The sequence below is a fragment of the Stenotrophomonas maltophilia R551-3 genome, assembly GCF_000020665.1.
GTDB classification, from domain to species: Bacteria; Pseudomonadota; Gammaproteobacteria; order Xanthomonadales; family Xanthomonadaceae; genus Stenotrophomonas; species Stenotrophomonas maltophilia_L.
This window is the reverse complement of sequence record NC_011071.1, coordinates 2,055,522-2,071,953: the sequence shown is the minus strand read 5'-3', so window position 1 is coordinate 2,071,953 and position 16,432 is coordinate 2,055,522. Positions and strand designations below refer to the sequence as shown.

Genomic DNA, 16,432 nt, shown 5'->3' with positions numbered 1-16,432 from the left:
CAACTCCCGGGTAATGCGTAGGTTGAAAAAAGTGGGCTCAGGCTTGCGGCACGATCAGCTTCAGGCCCTTGAAGTAGTCGCGGTAAAACGTATCGTTCCAGGTGATCAGGCCATCGCACTGCAGCAGTGCGTGGGCGCCGACCATGAATTCATCCAGGCTCCGGCGGCTGCCGCTGCGCTGGCGGTGACGGCGGTGCATCTCGCCGGCGCGCAGCGCCGACTTGGCTTCCATCGGGTTGAAGTGAACGCCCATTTCTTCCAGCGCTTCGAGCACCTCGGCGCCGCCGCGCAGCGATGCGCAGACCTCGGCCAGGGTCGCGCCACAGACCACCACGCGGCCACCGACCAGGCTCTGCCTGAGGATGGCTTCCACGGCATCGGCCTGCGGACCATTGCTGAGCAGCTCGACCAGCACCGGTGAATCAACGGCGATCATCACGGCTTATTCCTCGTCGCGCACCGAACGCACGGCGGCGTCGGACGATTCGAAGCCGTCCAGCGCGAACTTGCCGCGCGCCCGTGAAATGGCATCGTCAACACTCTTGCGCAGGATGATGCGGCTGCCATCCAGTTCGACCTTCAGCAGCGTGCCCTTGGTCAGGCCGAGGGCATCACGCACCGCCTTGGGCAGGGTGATCTGTCCGCGTTCTGCAACAGTGGCTTCCATCGGTAGGCCCTCCAGAGTATGCACAAATTATACATACTTCCCCGGGCATACTTCCACCCTGAACAGGACCGGCACCCCGCCAGCCCTTGCCTCGCAATGGATCGGCCACAAACGTGACATACGCCATACACCTTCCCCTGTAGTCTGGAACCGATGCCGCAGGCCGGACCCGGCCCGGATGAATCCATTCAGTCTGGGGTTCATACTGGGAGGACCGGGGCCACCAGGCCCGCGGCGACCGCAAGCAGGCCCGTCCACGCACGGGCCAGAGCAAGCCATCCGCAAGAAGGAGTTACCCCGCATGAGCGATTCGTTCTCCACCCGCAGCCAGCTGAACGTCGGCGGCAAGACCTACGACTACTTCAGCCTGCCCACGCTGGGCCAGCGCTTCGATATCTCCCACCTGCCCTACTCGATGAAGATCCTGCTGGAGAACCTGCTCCGGCACGAGGATGGCGGCGTCACCGTCGGCAAGGACCACATCGAAGCCGTGGCCCGCTGGAACCCGGCGGCCGAGCCGGACACCGAGATCGCCTTCATGCCGGCGCGCGTGGTCCTGCAGGACTTCACCGGCGTGCCCTGCGTGGTCGACCTGGCCGCGATGCGTGACGCGGTGGTCAAGCTCGGCGGCTCGCCGGAGCAGATCAACCCGCAGATTCCCTCCGAACTGGTCATCGACCACTCGGTGCAGGTCGATGTGTTCGGCAAGCCCGATGCGCTGGACCTCAACGGCAGGATCGAATTCCAGCGCAACCAGGAACGCTACGGCTTCCTGCGCTGGGGCCAGAAGGCCTTCGACAACTTCAAGGTGGTGCCGCCGAACACCGGCATTGTCCACCAGGTGAACCTGGAGAACCTGGCCCGCGTGGTCATGACCGCGGACAAGGATGGCAAGGCGGTGGCCTACCCGGATACCGTGTTCGGCACCGACAGCCACACCACCATGATCAACGGCATCGGTGTGCTCGGCTGGGGCGTGGGCGGCATCGAAGCGGAGGCGGCCATGCTCGGCCAGCCGTCCTCGATGCTGATCCCGCAGGTGGTCGGCTTCAAGCTGACCGGCAAGCTGCCCGAGGGCGCCACCGCCACCGACCTGGTGCTGACCGTCACCCAGATGCTGCGCAAGCTCGGCGTGGTCGGCAAGTTCGTGGAATTCTTCGGCGAGGGCCTGCAGCACCTGCCGCTGGCCGACCGTGCCACCATCGGCAACATGGCCCCCGAATACGGCGCCACCTGCGGCATCTTCCCGATCGATCACGAATCACTGAACTACCTGCGCCTGTCCGGCCGCAGCGAAGAGCAGATCGACCTGGTCGAAGCCTACGCCAAGGCCCAGGGCCTGTGGCACGACGCCAGCAGTCCGCATGCGCAGTACAGCACCACGCTGGAACTGGACATGGGCACGGTGAAGCCGTCGCTGGCCGGCCCGAAGCGTCCGCAGGACCGCGTGCTGCTGGAAGACGTGCAGAAGAACTACCGCGAGGCACTGGTCGGCATGACCGCCAACCGCGACAAGCGCAGCGAGGATGTCTCCACCTTCGTCAACGAAGGCGGCGGCGCTGCGGTTGGCAACGAGCAGCTGGCCAAGGGCTTTGCCGATATCGAGACCGAAGGCCGCAAGGTCCGCCTGAAGGATGGTGCAGTGGTCATCGCTGCCATCACCTCGTGTACCAACACCTCCAACCCGGCGGTGATGATCGGTGCCGGCCTGTTGGCCCGCAACGCGGCCACCAAGGGCCTGAACCGCCAGCCGTGGGTGAAGACCTCGCTCGGCCCAGGTTCGCGCGTGGTCACCGATTACCTGGAAAAGGCCGGCGTGCTGAAGGAGCTGGAGAAGATCGGCTTCTACGTGGTCGGCTACGGCTGCACCACCTGCATCGGCAACTCCGGCCCGCTGCCGACCGAAGTCAGCGCCGGCATCGCCACCGGCGATCTGGTGGTCACCTCGGTGCTGTCCGGCAACCGCAACTTCGAGGGCCGCGTGCACCCCGAAGTGAAGATGAACTACCTGGCCAGTCCGCCGCTGGTGGTGGCCTACGCCATCGCCGGTACCACCGACATCGACCTGACCACCCAGCCGCTGGGTACCGGCAGCGACGGCCAGCCGGTGTTCCTGCGCGACATCTGGCCGAGCAACAAGGAAATCGGCGACGTCATCGCCGCCACCATCGGCCCGGAGATGTTCAAGCAGAACTACGCCGATGTGTTCAAGGGTGATACCCGCTGGAACACCATCGCTTCTCCGGACGGCAACCTGTACGAGTGGAGCGATGCCTCCACCTACATCAAGAACCCGCCGTACTTCGATGGCATGACCATGCAGACCGGCAGCATCGACGACGTGCACGGCGCGCGCGTGATGGGCCTGTTCGGCGATTCGATCACCACCGACCACATCTCCCCGGCCGGCAACATCAAGAAGGACTCGCCGGCAGGCCGCTTCCTGCAGGAGCGCGGCGTGCAGCCGGCCGACTTCAACAGCTACGGCAGCCGCCGCGGCAACGATGACGTGATGGTCCGCGGCACGTTCGCCAACATCCGCATCAAGAACCTGATGTTCGGTGGCGAGGAAGGCGGCAACACCCTGTACTACCCGGCCGGCGGCGGCCAGCCGGAGAAGCTGGCGATCTACGATGCGGCCATGAAGTACAAGGCCGACAAGGTGCCGCTGGTGGTGCTGGCCGGCAAGGAATACGGCACCGGCTCGTCGCGTGACTGGGCGGCCAAGGGCACCCTGCTGCTGGGGGTGAAGGCGGTCATCGCCGAAAGCTTCGAGCGCATCCACCGCTCCAACCTGGTCGGCATGGGCGTGCTGCCGCTGCAGTTCCGCAACGGCGAGAACGCACAGAGCCTGGGACTGGACGGTTCGGAAGTGATCGACATCACCGGCCTGCAGGACGGTGCCAGCAAGCGTGCCACCGTCACCGCGACCAAGGCCGATGGCACCAGGAAGACCTTCGAGGTTTCGGTGATGCTGCTGACCCCGAAGGAAGTGGAGTACTTCCGTCATGGTGGCCTGCTGCAGTACGTGCTGCGCCAGCTGGCAGCCAAGTAACTGGTAGCGCCGGGCCATGCCCGGCGGATCCCGGAAGCAAACGCAAAGGGCCGGATCCTCACAGATCCGGCCCTTTGCTTTCGCGTTTGCCGGGCAGGGCCCGGCGCTATCTACCGACGCGGTGCGTCCGGGTCGGTGCGCAGTGCCTTCAGCAGGCCCCACATGTAGAACGCCAGGGTGAACGAGAACGGCAGGCCGCACAGCACCACCGCCGTCTGCATCGCACTGAAGTTGCCGGCCAGCAGCAGGCCGACGCTGGCCACGGTGATGCCGGCCGCCCAGAACACGCGCAGCCAGATCGGCGCGTCATGGCCGTCTTCCACGCCATCGTCAACGCGACGGGTGCACAGGTTGGCGATCATCAGCGTGCCCGAATCGACCGGGGTCAGGAACAGCACGAAGCCGATCACCACCGCGGCACCGGCCACGTACGGCGCGCCGGGCAGGTATTCCAGCAGCTTGAACAGCGTCATCGCCGCATCGTGCTGGGCTACCTCGCCAAGAACCGCCTGGCCGTGGTTCAGCACCAGGTCGATGGCGGTGTTGCCGAAGATCGACAGCCAGGCCAGGGTGAAGCCGAGCGGGATCAGCAGCACGCCCATGATCACTTCACGAATGGTGCGGCCACGCGAGATGCGTGCCACGAAAAGACCCACGAACGGCGCCCAGGCGATCCACCAGGCCCAGTAGAAGAGCGTCCACGAGCCCATCCACTCACGGCCCTTCGGGTCGTTGAGGTACATGTCGAAGCTCTTGCGCACGAACGCGCCGAGGTAATCGCCGGTGTTCTGGATCAGGCCGTCGAACAGGTGCAGGGTCGGGCCGGTGACCAGCACGAACAGCAGCAGGCCGCACAGCAGGCGCACGTTGAGGTTGGACAGCCAGGCAATGCCCTTCTCCACACCGGCCACCACGCCGATGGTGGCCACCACCATCATCACCAGCACGATCGCCACCAGCACCTGCGGCGTATCCGGGATGTGGAACAGGTAGACCAGGCCGGACTGCACCACCAGCGCGCCAATGCCGAGGTTGGTCACCATCGAGATCAGCGTGGCAAGGATGCCGAAGCCATCGACCATGTCACCGATGCGGCCGTGGATGCGCTCACCGAAGATCGGGTACAGCGCCGAGCGCAGCGCCAGCGGCAGGTTCCGGCGGTAGGCGAAATAGCCCAGCGCCACGCCGACCAGGGCGTACAGCGCCCAGCCGTGCAGGCCCCAGTGCAGGAAGGTCAGCACCATCGCCTCGCGGCCCGCTGCCACCGTTCCGCCGGGCTGCCCGGGCGGATTGAGGAAATGGTCCAGCGGCTCGTAGGCGCCGTAGTACAGCAGCGCGATGCCGATGCCTGCCGAGAACAACATCGACACCCAGGCGACGTAGCCGAAGGCCGGCGATTCCTCGTTATGGCCCAGGCGGATGCGGCCGTAGGGCGAGAACGCCAGCCACAGCACGAAGCCCAGGCACAGCACGATCAGCAGCATGTACCACCAGCCGAACGCCGCCGAGACCTCGGCCTGCGCCCATTGCAGCCAGTGCTCGCTGCCTTCGGGATAGAGAACGGTGAGCAGCCCGAGGATGCCGATCGACACCGAGGAACTGAAGAAGACAAAACGGTTCAAGCGCAGGGGCGAACGCTTGGGATGAGCCAGGGAAGACATGGGGTCGTCTCATCAAGTCCGAGGGAGCACATGGGCGGGGCCGGACCGGTAAACCGGGCCCATGGCGTGGGGCGCGAGCGCATCCTAGGGTTTATTGATTGAACGTTCAATCAATAAAAAGCATAATGGTCGGCAGCCCGATCCTTCGGGTCGCAATCCGTGGAGAGACAATGCCGAAGAAAGGCGTGGAACCGGTACGGCGCGAGCAGCTGATCCGGGCCACTTTCCAGACCATCGACGAGATCGGCATGGCCGATGCGACCGTCGCCACCATCGCGAAGAAGGCCGGGCTGTCCAGCGGCATCGTCGCCCACTACTTCGGCGACAAGGACGGCCTGCTCAATGCTGCAATGCGGCAGATCCTGCGCGAACTGAAGGAGGCGGTCGCCCGCTACCGCGCCGACGCCGGCGACGACCCGCGCGACCAGCTGCGCGCCATCGTCGACGGCAACTTCGACGACAGCCAGATCAACGGCACCGCGATGCGCGTCTGGCTGACCTTCTGGGCCGCCAGCATGCACCAGCCGGAACTGGCCCGCCTGCAGCGCGCCAACGACCAGCGCCTGTTCTCCAACCTGTGCCATCAGTTCAACCGCCTGCTGCCCCACCCGCAGGCCCGCCTGGCCGCCCGTGGCCTGGCCGCGATGATCGACGGCCTGTGGCTGCGCGGCAGCCTGGTCGGCGGCCAGTTCAATGCCGAGAAGTCCCGGCGCATCGCTTACGGCTACATCGACTTCCAGTTGCAGGCTGCCGCGCTATAAGCGTTGCAGCACCCGCCCCCTTCCAAGGAGTACGCCCCATGACCACCCTGCCCGTCCAACAGCTCTACATCCACGGCCAGCGCGTCGATGCCACCAGCGGCAAGACCTTCAGGACCGTCAACCCGGCCACCGGTGACGTGATCGCTGAAGTGCAGGTCGCCAGCCAGGCCGACGTCGAACGGGCCGTGCAGAGCGCGGCCGAAGGCCAGAAGGTGTGGGCCGCGATGACCGCCATGGAGCGTTCGCGCATCCTGCGCCGCGCGGTCGAGATCCTGCGCGAGCGCAACGACGAACTGGCCCACCTGGAAACCCTGGACACTGGCAAGGCGCTGGCCGAAACCACCACCGTGGACATCGTCACCGGTGCCGACGTGGTCGAGTACTACGCCGGCCTGGCCACCGCCATCGAAGGCATCCAGCTGCCGCTGCGCGAATCGAGCTTCTTCTACACCCGCCGCGAGCCGCTGGGCGTGGTCGCCGGCATCGGCGCCTGGAACTACCCGATCCAGATCGCCATGTGGAAGTCGGCACCGGCGCTGGCCGCCGGCAACGCGATGGTGTTCAAGCCGTCCGAAGTGACGCCGCTGACCGCGATCCGACTGGCCGAAATCTACACCGAAGCCGGTGTGCCGGCCGGCGTGTTCAACGTCGTGCAGGGCCCGGGCCGCGAGATCGGCCAGTGGCTGACCGAGCACCCGGTGATCGAGAAGATCTCCTTCACCGGCGGCGTCGCCACCGGCAAGAAGGTCATGGCCAGCGCCGCGTCCTCGTCGCTGAAGGAAGTGACCATGGAGCTGGGCGGCAAGTCGCCGCTGGTGATCTGCGATGACGCCGACCTCGACCGCGCCGCCGACATCGCGGTGATGGCCAATTTCTTCAGCTCCGGCCAGGTCTGCACCAACGGCACCCGCGTGTTCGTGCCGCGCAGCATGCTGGCCGCGTTCGAAGCCGCCGTGGTCGAGCGCGTCAAGCGCATCCGCATCGGCGACCCGATGGCCGCCGAGACCAACTTCGGTCCGCTCACCAGCTTCCCGCACATGGAAAACGTGCTGCGCTACATCGAAAGCGGCAAGGCCGAAGGCGCCCGCCTGCTGACCGGCGGCGGCCGTGCCACCGAAGGCGCGCTGGCCAACGGTGCCTACGTGCTGCCGACCGTGTTCTCCGACTGCCGCGATGACATGACCATCGTCAAGGAAGAGATCTTCGGGCCGGTGATGAGCATCCTTGCCTACGACGACGAAGACGAAGTGGTGCGTCGTGCCAACGACACCACCTTCGGCCTCGCCGCCGGCGTGGTCAGCAAGGACGTCAGCCGCGCCCACCGCATCATCCACCGCCTGGAAGCCGGCATCTGCTGGATCAACACCTGGGGCGAATCGCCGGCCGAAATGCCGGTTGGCGGTTACAAGGAATCCGGCGTCGGCCGTGAGAACGGCCTCTCCACCCTCGGCCACTACACCCGCATCAAGTCGGTGCAGGTGGAACTGGGCGACTACGCCAGCGTGTTCTGACCGGCGCGCCTCCGGGCGCGCCCCACGTCCGGCCATCGTGCCGATCCGACATTCCGCCGGGACGCCTGCATGCAGCGCGCCCCGGCCTGCAGGAGAGCAACCATGAGCACCCATAACGAGTACGACTACATCATCATCGGCGCCGGTTCGGCCGGCAACGTGCTGGCCACCCGCCTCACCGAAGATGCCGATGTCAGCGTGCTGCTGCTGGAAGCCGGTGGCCCGGACTACCGGCTCGACTTCCGTACCCAGATGCCGGCGGCACTGGCCTTCCCGCTGCAGGGCAAGCGCTACAACTGGGCGTACAAGACCGATCCCGAGCCCTTCATGAACAACCGCCGCATGGACTGCGGCCGTGGCAAGGGGCTGGGTGGCTCGTCGCTGATCAACGGCATGTGCTACATCCGCGGCAACGCGATGGACTACGACAACTGGGCCAGCATGCCGGGCCTGGAAGACTGGACCTACCTGGACTGCCTGCCGTACTTCCGCAAGGCCGAAACCCGTGACATCGGCCCCAACGACTACCACGGTGGCGAAGGCCCGCTGCGCGTGACCACGCCCAAGGCCGGCAACAACGAGCTGTTCGCTGCGATGGTCGAGGCCGGCGTGCAGGCCGGCTACCCGCGCACCGACGACCTCAACGGCTACCAGCAGGAAGGCTTCGGCCCGATGGACCGCACGGTGACCCCGAAGGGCCGTCGTTCCAGCACCGCCCGTGGCTACCTGGACCTGGCCAAGCCGCGCCCGAACCTGACCATCGTCACCCACGCGCTGACCGACCGCATCCTGTTCTCGGGCAAGCGTGCGGTGGGCGTGCAGTGGCTGCACAACGACCAGCCGCAGCGTGCCACCGCCCGCCGCGAAGTGCTGCTGTGCGGCGGCGCCATCGCTTCGCCGCAGATCCTGCAGCGCTCGGGCGTCGGCCCGGCCGACCTGCTGCGCAGCCTGGACATCGACCTGGTGCACCACCTGCCGGGCGTCGGCGCCAACCTGCAGGACCACCTTGAGATGTACCTGCAGTACGAGTGCAAGAAGCCGGTCTCGCTGGCACCGGCACTGAAGCTCTACAACCAGCCGGCGATCGGCGCCGAGTGGCTGTTCCTTGGCACCGGCATCGGCGCCAGCAACCAGTTCGAGGCCGGTGGCTTCATCCGCAGCGATACCGAGTTCGACTGGCCGAACCTGCAGTACCACTTCCTGCCGGTGGCGATCAATTACAACGGCTCCAACCCGATCAAGGCGCACAGCTTCCAGATGCACGTCGGTTCGATGCGTTCGCCCAGCCGCGGCCGCATCCACGTGCGTTCGAAGGACCCGCGCGAACACCCGAGCATCCTGTTCAACTACATGTCGCACGACCAGGACTGGCGCGAGTTCCGTGCCGCGATCCGGATCACCCGCGAGATCTTCGCGCAGCCGGCGCTGGCGCCGTACAGCGGCCGCGAGATCTCGCCGGGCAGCGCACTGCAGACCGACGCGCAGATCGATGCATTCGTGCGCGAGCATGCCGAGACCGCCTACCACCCGTCGTGCTCGAACAAGATGGGCCACGCCGATGATCCGATGGCGGTGGTTGACGGCCAGGGCCGCGTGCACGGCCTGGAAGGCCTGCGCATCGTCGATGCCTCGATCATGCCGCAGGTGGTGACCGGCAATCTCAACGCGCCGACCATCATGATCGCCGAGAAGCTGGCCGACGTGATCCGCGGCCGTACCCCGCTGGCCCGCAGCACCGCGCCGTACTACAAGGCCAACGGCGCACCGGTACGTAAGCAGGGCTGACGCAAGCGCCCCGCTTGGGGCCACGGTAGTGCCGGCCGCTGGCCGGCATCCACCGGAATCCCGATCGAGCGCAGATGCCGGCCAGCGGCCGGCACTACCAAGCAAAGAGGCCCCTCGGGGCCTCTTCGCGTTTTCCCTACGGCGGGGTATGCTGCAATGAACGGCCATTGTCGATACGCTCAGGGCCGTAACCTAAATCATCACGATTCCTGGAGGGGGAATATGAGTCTGGATCGTCCCTGGCTGCAGAGCTATCCGAAAGGCGTTCCCGCCGAAATCGACGTCAACGAATTCCATTCGGTCGCCTCGGTCTTCGACGCCTCCGTCGCGAAATTCCGCGACCGTCCCGCCTACTCCAGCTTCGGCAAGGTCATCACCTACGGCGAGACCGATACGCTGGTCAACCAGTTCGCGGCCTACCTGCTGGGTGAGCTCAAGCTCAAGAAGGGTGACCGCGTCGCCCTGATGATGCCCAACTGCCTGCAGTACCCGGTGGCCACCTTCGGCGTGCTGCGCGCCGGCCTGACCGTGGTCAACGTCAACCCGCTGTACACCGCGCGCGAACTCAAGCACCAGCTGGTTGATGCCGGCGTCAGTGCCCTGGTGGTGGTCGACAACTTCGGCGACACCGTCGAGCAGGTCATCGCCGATACGCCGGTCAAGCACGTCATTACCACCGGCCTGGGCGACCTGCTCGGCGCCAAGGGCGCGATCGTCAACTTCGTGCTGAAGTACGTCAAGAAGATGGTGCCCAACTACCACATCAAGGGCGCCGTCCGCTTCAAGCAGGCGCTCAAGCTGGGCAGCCGGCACACGCTTCCGGCGGTCGAGATCGACCACGACGACATCGCCTTCCTGCAGTACACCGGTGGCACCACCGGCGTGGCCAAGGGCGCGATGCTGACCAACCGCAACCTGATCGCCAACATGCAGCAGGCGTCTGCGTGGCTGTCCACCTCGGGCATCGAGCCGGGCAAGGAAGTGATCATCACCGCCCTGCCGCTGTACCACATCTTCGCGTTGACCGCGAACGGCCTGGTCTTCATGAAGTTCGGTGGCTGCAACCACCTGATCACCAACCCGCGCGACATGAAGGGCTTCGTCAAGGAGCTCAAGGGCACCCGCTTCACCGCCATCACCGGCGTCAACACGCTGTTCAACGGCCTGCTCAATACCCCGGGCTTCGACGAGATCGACTTCTCCTCGGTCAAGTTCACCCTGGGTGGCGGCATGGCGGTGCAGCGCGCCGTGGCCGAACGCTGGAAGAAGACCACCGGGGTGACCCTGGTCGAGGCCTATGGCCTGACCGAAACCTCGCCGGCGGCCTGCATCAACCCGCTCACCCTGCCCGAATACAATGGCTCGATCGGCCTGCCGATCCCGTCAACCGATGCCTGCATCAAGGACGACAACGGCAACATCCTGCCGCTGGGTGAAGTGGGCGAACTGTGCATCAAGGGCCCGCAGGTGATGAAGGGTTACTGGCAGCGCCCGGAAGAAACCGCCACCGCCATCGATGCCGACGGCTGGCTGCACACCGGCGACATGGCCAGGATGGATGAGCAGGGCTTCTTCTACATCGTCGACCGCAAGAAGGACATGATCCTGGTGTCCGGCTTCAACGTGTACCCGAACGAGGTCGAGGACGTCATCGCGATGATGCCGGGCGTGCTGGAAGTGGCCGCGGTCGGCGTCCCGGATGAAAAATCCGGCGAGGTGGTGAAGGTCGTGATCGTGAAGAAGGACCCGAACCTGACCGCGGAAATGGTCAAGGAACATGCGCGGGCAAACCTGACCGGTTACAAGCACCCCAGAATCGTAGAATTCCGAAAAGAGCTGCCGAAGACCAACGTCGGCAAGATTCTCCGTCGCGAGCTGCGTGATACGCCCGCCCCGTAAGGGTTTCCGGGCAAGCGAGCAGAACAGGGACCCCGCCGGCAACGGCGGGGTCTTTTTATTACCGGAACATGGCCGGCACAGCGCTTGCGGGCGGTTCACGACGGGTGCATAGAATCAGTCGCCGCCGCACGTTCAGCTCGCCTCCCCTCACTCCTCTCCGTCCGCTCTGCGGTTGGCCGGACGGTCACACGGAGAACTCCCATGTCTGCAGTACGCCCCATCATCACCCGCCCCTCGCTGCACCCTACCCTGCGCATTACCGAAGAGCCCGAGCGGGATGTCTACTGGATCCACATGCATGCCAACCTGGTCAACCAGCCGGGCCGGCCCTGCTTCGCCTCGCGCCTGGTCGATGACATCGTCGACTACCAGCGCGAACTGGGCGAACGCCTCAGCGCCTCGCACGTCCTGTCACCCCATGTCGTCTTGGCCTCGGACAGTGACGTGTTCAACCTGGGTGGTGACCTCGAGCTGTTCTGCCGGCTGATCCGCGAAGGCGACCGCGCCCGCCTGCTCGACTATGCCCAGCGCTGCGTACGCGGCGTGCACGCCTTCCATGCCGGGCTCGGCGCACGTGCGCACAGCATCGCCCTGGTCCAGGGCAATGCACTGGGCGGCGGCTTCGAAGCTGCGCTGAGTTGCCACACCATCGTCGCCGAGGAAGGCGTGCTGATGGGCCTGCCGGAGGTGCTGTTCGACCTGTTCCCCGGCATGGGCGCCTACTCCTTCCTGTGCCAGCGCATCAGCCCGCGCCTGGCCGAGAAGATCATGCTGGAGGGCAACCTCTACACCGCCAGCCAGCTCAAGGAAATGGGGCTGGTCGACATCGTGGTGCCGGTCGGCGAAGGCGTTGCCGCCGTCGAACAGGTGATCAAGGACAGCAAGCGGATTCCGCATGCCTGGGCCGCGATGCGCGAGGTCAACGAGATCGCCAGCATGGTGCCGTTGCACGAAATGATGCGGATCACCGAGATCTGGGTGGATACCGCCATGCAGCTCGGCGAGAAGTCCCTGCGTACCATGGACCGGTTGGTGCGGGCACAGGCCCGGCGCAATGGCGACCCGGCCTGACAGCGCGGCGGTTCAGGACGGGCTGCGCTCGCTGTCGTCACGGCGCGCGATGTCCGCGCTGCGGGCGACCAGTGCATTCCTGCCGAGGCGCAGGGCGGCGGCAAGACTGCCAAGGCGGGCCACCCACTCGCCCTTCAACTGCCAGTCCGCCATGCGCATGATCTCGCCGCTGGAGGCAGCAACCTGGACCAGCCCCAGGTTGCTCGCCACCCCGCGCAGGGCGTGGGCGTGCTCGCGGAAATCCTCCCAGGCCTGGCGTTCGCCGCAGGCCTGCAGCTGGCCCATGCTGGCATCGACATCCACCAGGCACTGGTCGATGAACTTGCGCTCGAAGCCGTCGCCCATGCCCAGCGACGCCAGTTCATCCAGCACTGCCGTATCAAGCACGCCATCGCCCACCGGAAGTGCGGGAACCGACTGGATGCCGGATTCCGGGCGGATGTTGGCAGCAACATCGGCCAATACTTCCAGCAATCGGGTTGCCACTACCGGCTTGGCCAGAAAGGCGCGTGCGCCGGCCTGTTCGCAGCGCAGGATCGAATCGGGGGTGACATCGGCACTGAGGACCATCACCGGCACATAGGGCATGCCGCTGGCCTGCATCACCCGCAGCTGCTTGAGCAGGTCCAGTCCGCTCATGCCCGGCATGTGCAGATCGACGATCGCTGCGTCGTAACTGGCCTGCTCCAATGCATCGAGCACTTCGGCGCCGCCATTGACGCAGGTGACCTTGTGGCCGGCCTTCTCCAGCAACCGCTGCAGCACCATGCGGTTGGCCTCGTGGTCGTCGGCCACCAGCACGCGCAGGCTGCGCACCCGGGCACGATGGCGCAGGAAGGGGTTGGAAAATGCGATGACATTGCCGGCTTCAGCAACCTCGGACGGAACCGCCGGGGCTGATGAGGCCTCTGCCACGTCCAGCGTGATCTCAACCCAGAACACGCTGCCGCGCGGGCTGTTCGGCGCATAACCGACCTGCCCGCCCATCGATTCGACCAGGCCCTTGGCAATGGCCGTGCCCAGGCCAGTGCCTTCATGACGACGGGCCAGGCCGACATCGCCCTGCTCGAAGGCATTGAACAGCCGACCGCGCAGCGCCACCGGCACGCCGATGCCGCTGTCGACAATCTCGAAACGCAGGCGCGCCCGCTCGCTGCCCGCTGCGTCCAGGCTGGAAACACGCAGATGCACGTAGCCGCTGTCGGTGAACTTGACCGCATTGCCCATCAGATTGAGCAGGATCTGCTGCAGATGACCGGCATCGCCAAGCAGGCGCGGCGGCACGTTGTCGTCCACATGCACGCGGTAATCCAGCGACTTGGAGCGGGTCTGCGGGGTCAGGATCAGGTTGATCGCCTGCAGCACATCGGCCAGCGCGAACTCGTGCCACTCCACCCGCACCTTGCCCGCCTCGATCGCGGAGATGTCCAGCACCTCCTCCACCAGCGCCAGCAGGCTGCGGGTGGAAGCCTGGATGGTGTTCAGGCACTCGCGCTGCTCATCGTCCAGGCGGGTGGTGGCCAGCACTTCGGTCATGCCGGCCAGCCCGTTCAACGGCGTGCGGAACTCATGGCTCATGTTGGCCAGGAAGCGGCTCTTGGCTTCGTTGGCCTGGCGCGCCTCGGCCACTGCACGGGTGAGCGCATGCAGCAGCGAATCGAAGTACAGCGGGATCGCGCCCAGGCCCAGCAGCAGGCCCCAGCCCAGATAGTCGTGCCCACGCCAGTAGGGCGACAGCATCACCGTACACAGGAACGCCAGGCAGCCCATGGCGGTGGCCACGCGCAGATAGGTACTGCCGTAGCGCATGCCGTTGCCGATGGTCACCCACAGCATCACCGCGTACAGCGGCGCGGCCGGTTCGCCCTGGATGGTCATGATCCAGGCCATGCAGGTGTAATCGGTCAGCATGCCGATCACCCGGCGCACATGCGACGCGCCGGGATTGACCAGGATCGCCGCCAGCAGGCCGGCGGAAATGGTCAGCTCGAAGGCCAGGATCAACCAGGTCGTGGTCAGCGCTTCGCCACCGCCGCTCAGCGAACGCCAGCCCAGGTAGCTGATGAACAGCGCGGTGATGACGATGCGGATCAGGTTCTGCGCGTGCTCGCTGTCCTCGCGCCCGGACAGGCGCTGCTTGAAGCGGGCCAGCAACGAGCGGTTGGGGGAGGCAGCGGCGGGGGTCGTATCCATGGTCGGATGTCGCATCCTTCGGCGCAGCAGGGACGAGCAGCACAACGGCACCGCCAGCAGTCCCAGCCACAGGGAAAAGGCCAGGCCCAGGTTGGCCTGCCAGTAAGGGGTCATCAACACGGTCGTACCGAAACTGGCCATCGCCAGCACGATGGCCGCAGCCAGGTAGCGCGAGCCGAACCGCAGGCCATTGCCGACCGTCACCCACATCACCACCGCATACACCCAGGCCAGCGGCTCGCCCATCTGGATCATGCCGATGGCGATCAAGCCGTAGTCGGCCAGCATCCCGGCGACCCGGCGCGGATCGGAGCGCTCCGGCTTCCACAGCAGCCAACCGAACAGCAGCAGCGAAAGCCCCAATCCGGTCAGCACCGTCGCCAGCACGCCCTGGTACTGCTCCAGACGGTGGAGGCGTGCTCCGGACAGCAGCACATAGACCAGGATCAGCGAGATCAGCGCCACCCGCACGATCGCCTGGCCATGCTCCGAATCCGGACGCTGCGCCAACCGGCGCTTCACGCGTGCGAACAGGTCCTGCATGTCACCCACCCGGTCGCGTCGATGCCGTCGAGTGCTGGGCGCAGATATCCATCAACTGCTGGTGACCGCGCATCAGCGCATCCACGCAGCGCGGGTCGAACAGTCGGCCACGCTGGGCGTACAGATAGGCCAGTGTGGCTTCCATGGTCCATGCTTCCTTGTACGGACGGGGCGAAATCAGGGCATCGAAAACGTCGGCCACGGCCACGATGCGCGCTTCCAGCGGAATCGCCTCGCCGACCAGGCCATCGGGATAGCCGCTGCCGTCATAGCGTTCGTGGTGGCGCAGCGCGATCAATGCGCCCACCTGGATGAAGCGGTTCTGGCTGCCACTGAGCAGCTCGTGCCCGATGCGCGGGTGCCGGCGCATGATCGCCAGCTCCTCGTCGTTGAGCTTGCCCTGCTTGAGCAGCACTGCATCGGGAATGGCGATCTTGCCCATGTCATGCAGCGGCGCGGCCATCTCGATCAGGCGCACGTCGTCTTCGGGCAGGCCCAGCTGCTCGGCGATCAGCCCCGCCACGCGCGCCATGCGTTCGAGGTAGGCACTGGTGCCGGCATCACGGAACTCGATCGCCCGTGCCAACCGCGACAGGGTCTCGCGCTCACGCTCTTCGACCTCGTGCATGCTGGCCAGCAACCGCTGCTCCAGCGACAAGGCGCGTTGCTTCACGTTCTCGGTCTGCTGGCGCAGCTGCAGCAGGTTGTAGCAGCGCGCACGCAGTTCGCGCGGGCGGATCGGCTTGACCAGGAAGTCGATGACGCCCGCTTCCAGCGCGGCCTGCCGGATCGGCTCGTCGCCGACGACGGTGATCAGGATCACGGGAATGTCGCGGTGCTTGGGCAGGCGACGGAAACGGCGGGCGAATTCCAGCCCGTCCATCTCCGGCATGCGGTAATCGAGCAGCAGCAGGTCGACCGGATGCGCCTCGCACCAGGCCAATGCGGTCAACGGATCACCGAAGTCATACACGCTCAGTTCCGGCGCGATATCTTCGATGACGTGACGCAGCATCGTCCGCGCGGACGTCTGGTCGTCAACAATGACGATGTTCAACGCGTACTCTGCCTGGTTTCTCGACCATGCTGGATCATCAGCAGGCGAGGATACCCTGCCGCTGCGAACGCTCGCACCCTGCATCGGCCTGACTCCCGTGTCATGCGTCCCGGTTCATGATCGTCATCACATTGTGAAGCGGACTCTCCACAGTGCGCACTCCCCCTGGCGCCGATCAAGCCACAACAGACGTCAAGGTAGTGCATTAACGATACGCCGAGTGCGGGAG

The 16,432-nt window shown here is 65.8% G+C and carries 11 protein-coding genes; 6 read left to right on the top strand and 5 right to left on the bottom strand.

Annotated elements, in window-relative coordinates:
• Positions 1-37 precede the first annotated feature (37 nt).
• Both SMAL_RS09410 and SMAL_RS09405 read right to left on the bottom strand, forming a co-directional pair.
• Positions 38-436: a type II toxin-antitoxin system VapC family toxin gene (locus SMAL_RS09410; protein WP_008267153.1), complete on the bottom strand. Its 399-nt coding sequence runs from the start codon at positions 434-436 to the stop codon at positions 38-40.
• A gap of 6 nt (positions 437-442) precedes the next feature.
• Complete coding sequence (locus tag SMAL_RS09405; protein WP_006364928.1) at positions 443-667, bottom strand: AbrB/MazE/SpoVT family DNA-binding domain-containing protein; 225 nt, start codon at positions 665-667, stop codon at positions 443-445.
• A gap of 301 nt (positions 668-968) precedes the next feature.
• Here SMAL_RS09405 and acnA point away from each other — a divergent pair, with 301 nt between their 5' ends.
• Positions 969-3,722: an aconitate hydratase AcnA gene (acnA, locus tag SMAL_RS09400; RefSeq protein ID WP_012510946.1), complete on the top strand. Its 2,754-nt coding sequence runs from the start codon at positions 969-971 to the stop codon at positions 3,720-3,722.
• Positions 3,723-3,832: 110 nt separating this feature from the next.
• On the opposite strand, the gene SMAL_RS09395 is transcribed toward acnA, so the two are convergent.
• Positions 3,833-5,383 (bottom strand): BCCT family transporter, encoded by a 1,551-nt coding sequence (locus tag SMAL_RS09395; protein ID WP_012510945.1) that lies wholly within the window; start codon positions 5,381-5,383, stop codon positions 3,833-3,835.
• 170 nt (positions 5,384-5,553) lie between these two features.
• On the opposite strand from SMAL_RS09395, the gene betI reads away from it, so the two are divergent.
• The 5 genes from betI (at position 5,554) to rpfF (ending at position 12,410) form a co-directional block, all read left to right on the top strand.
• A complete protein-coding gene (betI, locus tag SMAL_RS09390; RefSeq protein ID WP_012510944.1) occupies positions 5,554-6,144 on the top strand; it encodes a transcriptional regulator BetI in 591 nt (196 codons plus the stop codon).
• A 38-nt stretch (positions 6,145-6,182) separates the two neighbouring features.
• Positions 6,183-7,655, top strand: coding sequence for a betaine-aldehyde dehydrogenase (gene betB, locus SMAL_RS09385; protein ID WP_012510943.1), 1,473 nt, complete (start codon positions 6,183-6,185; stop codon positions 7,653-7,655).
• Positions 7,656-7,757: 102 nt separating this feature from the next.
• Positions 7,758-9,440, top strand: coding sequence for a choline dehydrogenase (gene betA, locus SMAL_RS09380; protein WP_012510942.1), 1,683 nt, complete (start codon positions 7,758-7,760; stop codon positions 9,438-9,440).
• A gap of 222 nt (positions 9,441-9,662) precedes the next feature.
• Positions 9,663-11,339, top strand: a complete 1,677-nt coding sequence (locus tag SMAL_RS09375; protein ID WP_012510941.1) for a long-chain fatty acid--CoA ligase — start codon at positions 9,663-9,665, stop codon at positions 11,337-11,339.
• Between the two features lie 201 nt (positions 11,340-11,540).
• Positions 11,541-12,410 carry a diffusible signal factor synthase RpfF gene (gene rpfF, locus SMAL_RS09370; RefSeq protein WP_006364532.1) on the top strand — a complete coding sequence of 290 codons (870 nt, stop codon included), beginning with the start codon at positions 11,541-11,543 and terminating at the stop codon, positions 12,408-12,410.
• 12 nt (positions 12,411-12,422) lie between these two features.
• Here the strand turns inward: rpfF and SMAL_RS09365 are convergent, their stop codons facing one another.
• Positions 12,423-15,146 (bottom strand): response regulator, encoded by a 2,724-nt coding sequence (locus SMAL_RS09365; RefSeq protein ID WP_012510940.1) that lies wholly within the window; start codon positions 15,144-15,146, stop codon positions 12,423-12,425.
• 1 nt (position 15,147) lies between these two features.
• Positions 15,148-16,287: a cyclic di-GMP phosphodiesterase response regulator RpfG gene (gene rpfG / locus SMAL_RS09360; RefSeq protein WP_006364528.1), complete on the bottom strand. Its 1,140-nt coding sequence runs from the start codon at positions 16,285-16,287 to the stop codon at positions 15,148-15,150.
• Positions 16,288-16,432 lie beyond the last annotated feature (145 nt).

What these genes read in the sequence shown, in the direction of transcription:
- SMAL_RS09410 (WP_008267153.1), bottom strand. Translation starts at nt 436, where the DNA reads ATGATCGCCGTTGATTCACCGGTGCTGGTCGAGCTGCTCAGCAATGGT.
- SMAL_RS09405 (WP_006364928.1), bottom strand. Translation starts at nt 667, where the DNA reads ATGGAAGCCACTGTTGCAGAACGCGGACAGATCACCCTGCCCAAGGCG.
- acnA (WP_012510946.1), top strand. Translation starts at nt 969, where the DNA reads ATGAGCGATTCGTTCTCCACCCGCAGCCAGCTGAACGTCGGCGGCAAG.
- SMAL_RS09395 (WP_012510945.1), bottom strand. Translation starts at nt 5,383, where the DNA reads ATGTCTTCCCTGGCTCATCCCAAGCGTTCGCCCCTGCGCTTGAACCGT.
- betI (WP_012510944.1), top strand. Translation starts at nt 5,554, where the DNA reads ATGCCGAAGAAAGGCGTGGAACCGGTACGGCGCGAGCAGCTGATCCGG.
- betB (WP_012510943.1), top strand. Translation starts at nt 6,183, where the DNA reads ATGACCACCCTGCCCGTCCAACAGCTCTACATCCACGGCCAGCGCGTC.
- betA (WP_012510942.1), top strand. Translation starts at nt 7,758, where the DNA reads ATGAGCACCCATAACGAGTACGACTACATCATCATCGGCGCCGGTTCG.
- SMAL_RS09375 (WP_012510941.1), top strand. Translation starts at nt 9,663, where the DNA reads ATGAGTCTGGATCGTCCCTGGCTGCAGAGCTATCCGAAAGGCGTTCCC.
- rpfF (WP_006364532.1), top strand. Translation starts at nt 11,541, where the DNA reads ATGTCTGCAGTACGCCCCATCATCACCCGCCCCTCGCTGCACCCTACC.
- SMAL_RS09365 (WP_012510940.1), bottom strand. Translation starts at nt 15,146, where the DNA reads ATGCAGGACCTGTTCGCACGCGTGAAGCGCCGGTTGGCGCAGCGTCCG.
- rpfG (WP_006364528.1), bottom strand. Translation starts at nt 16,287, where the DNA reads ATGCAGGGTGCGAGCGTTCGCAGCGGCAGGGTATCCTCGCCTGCTGAT.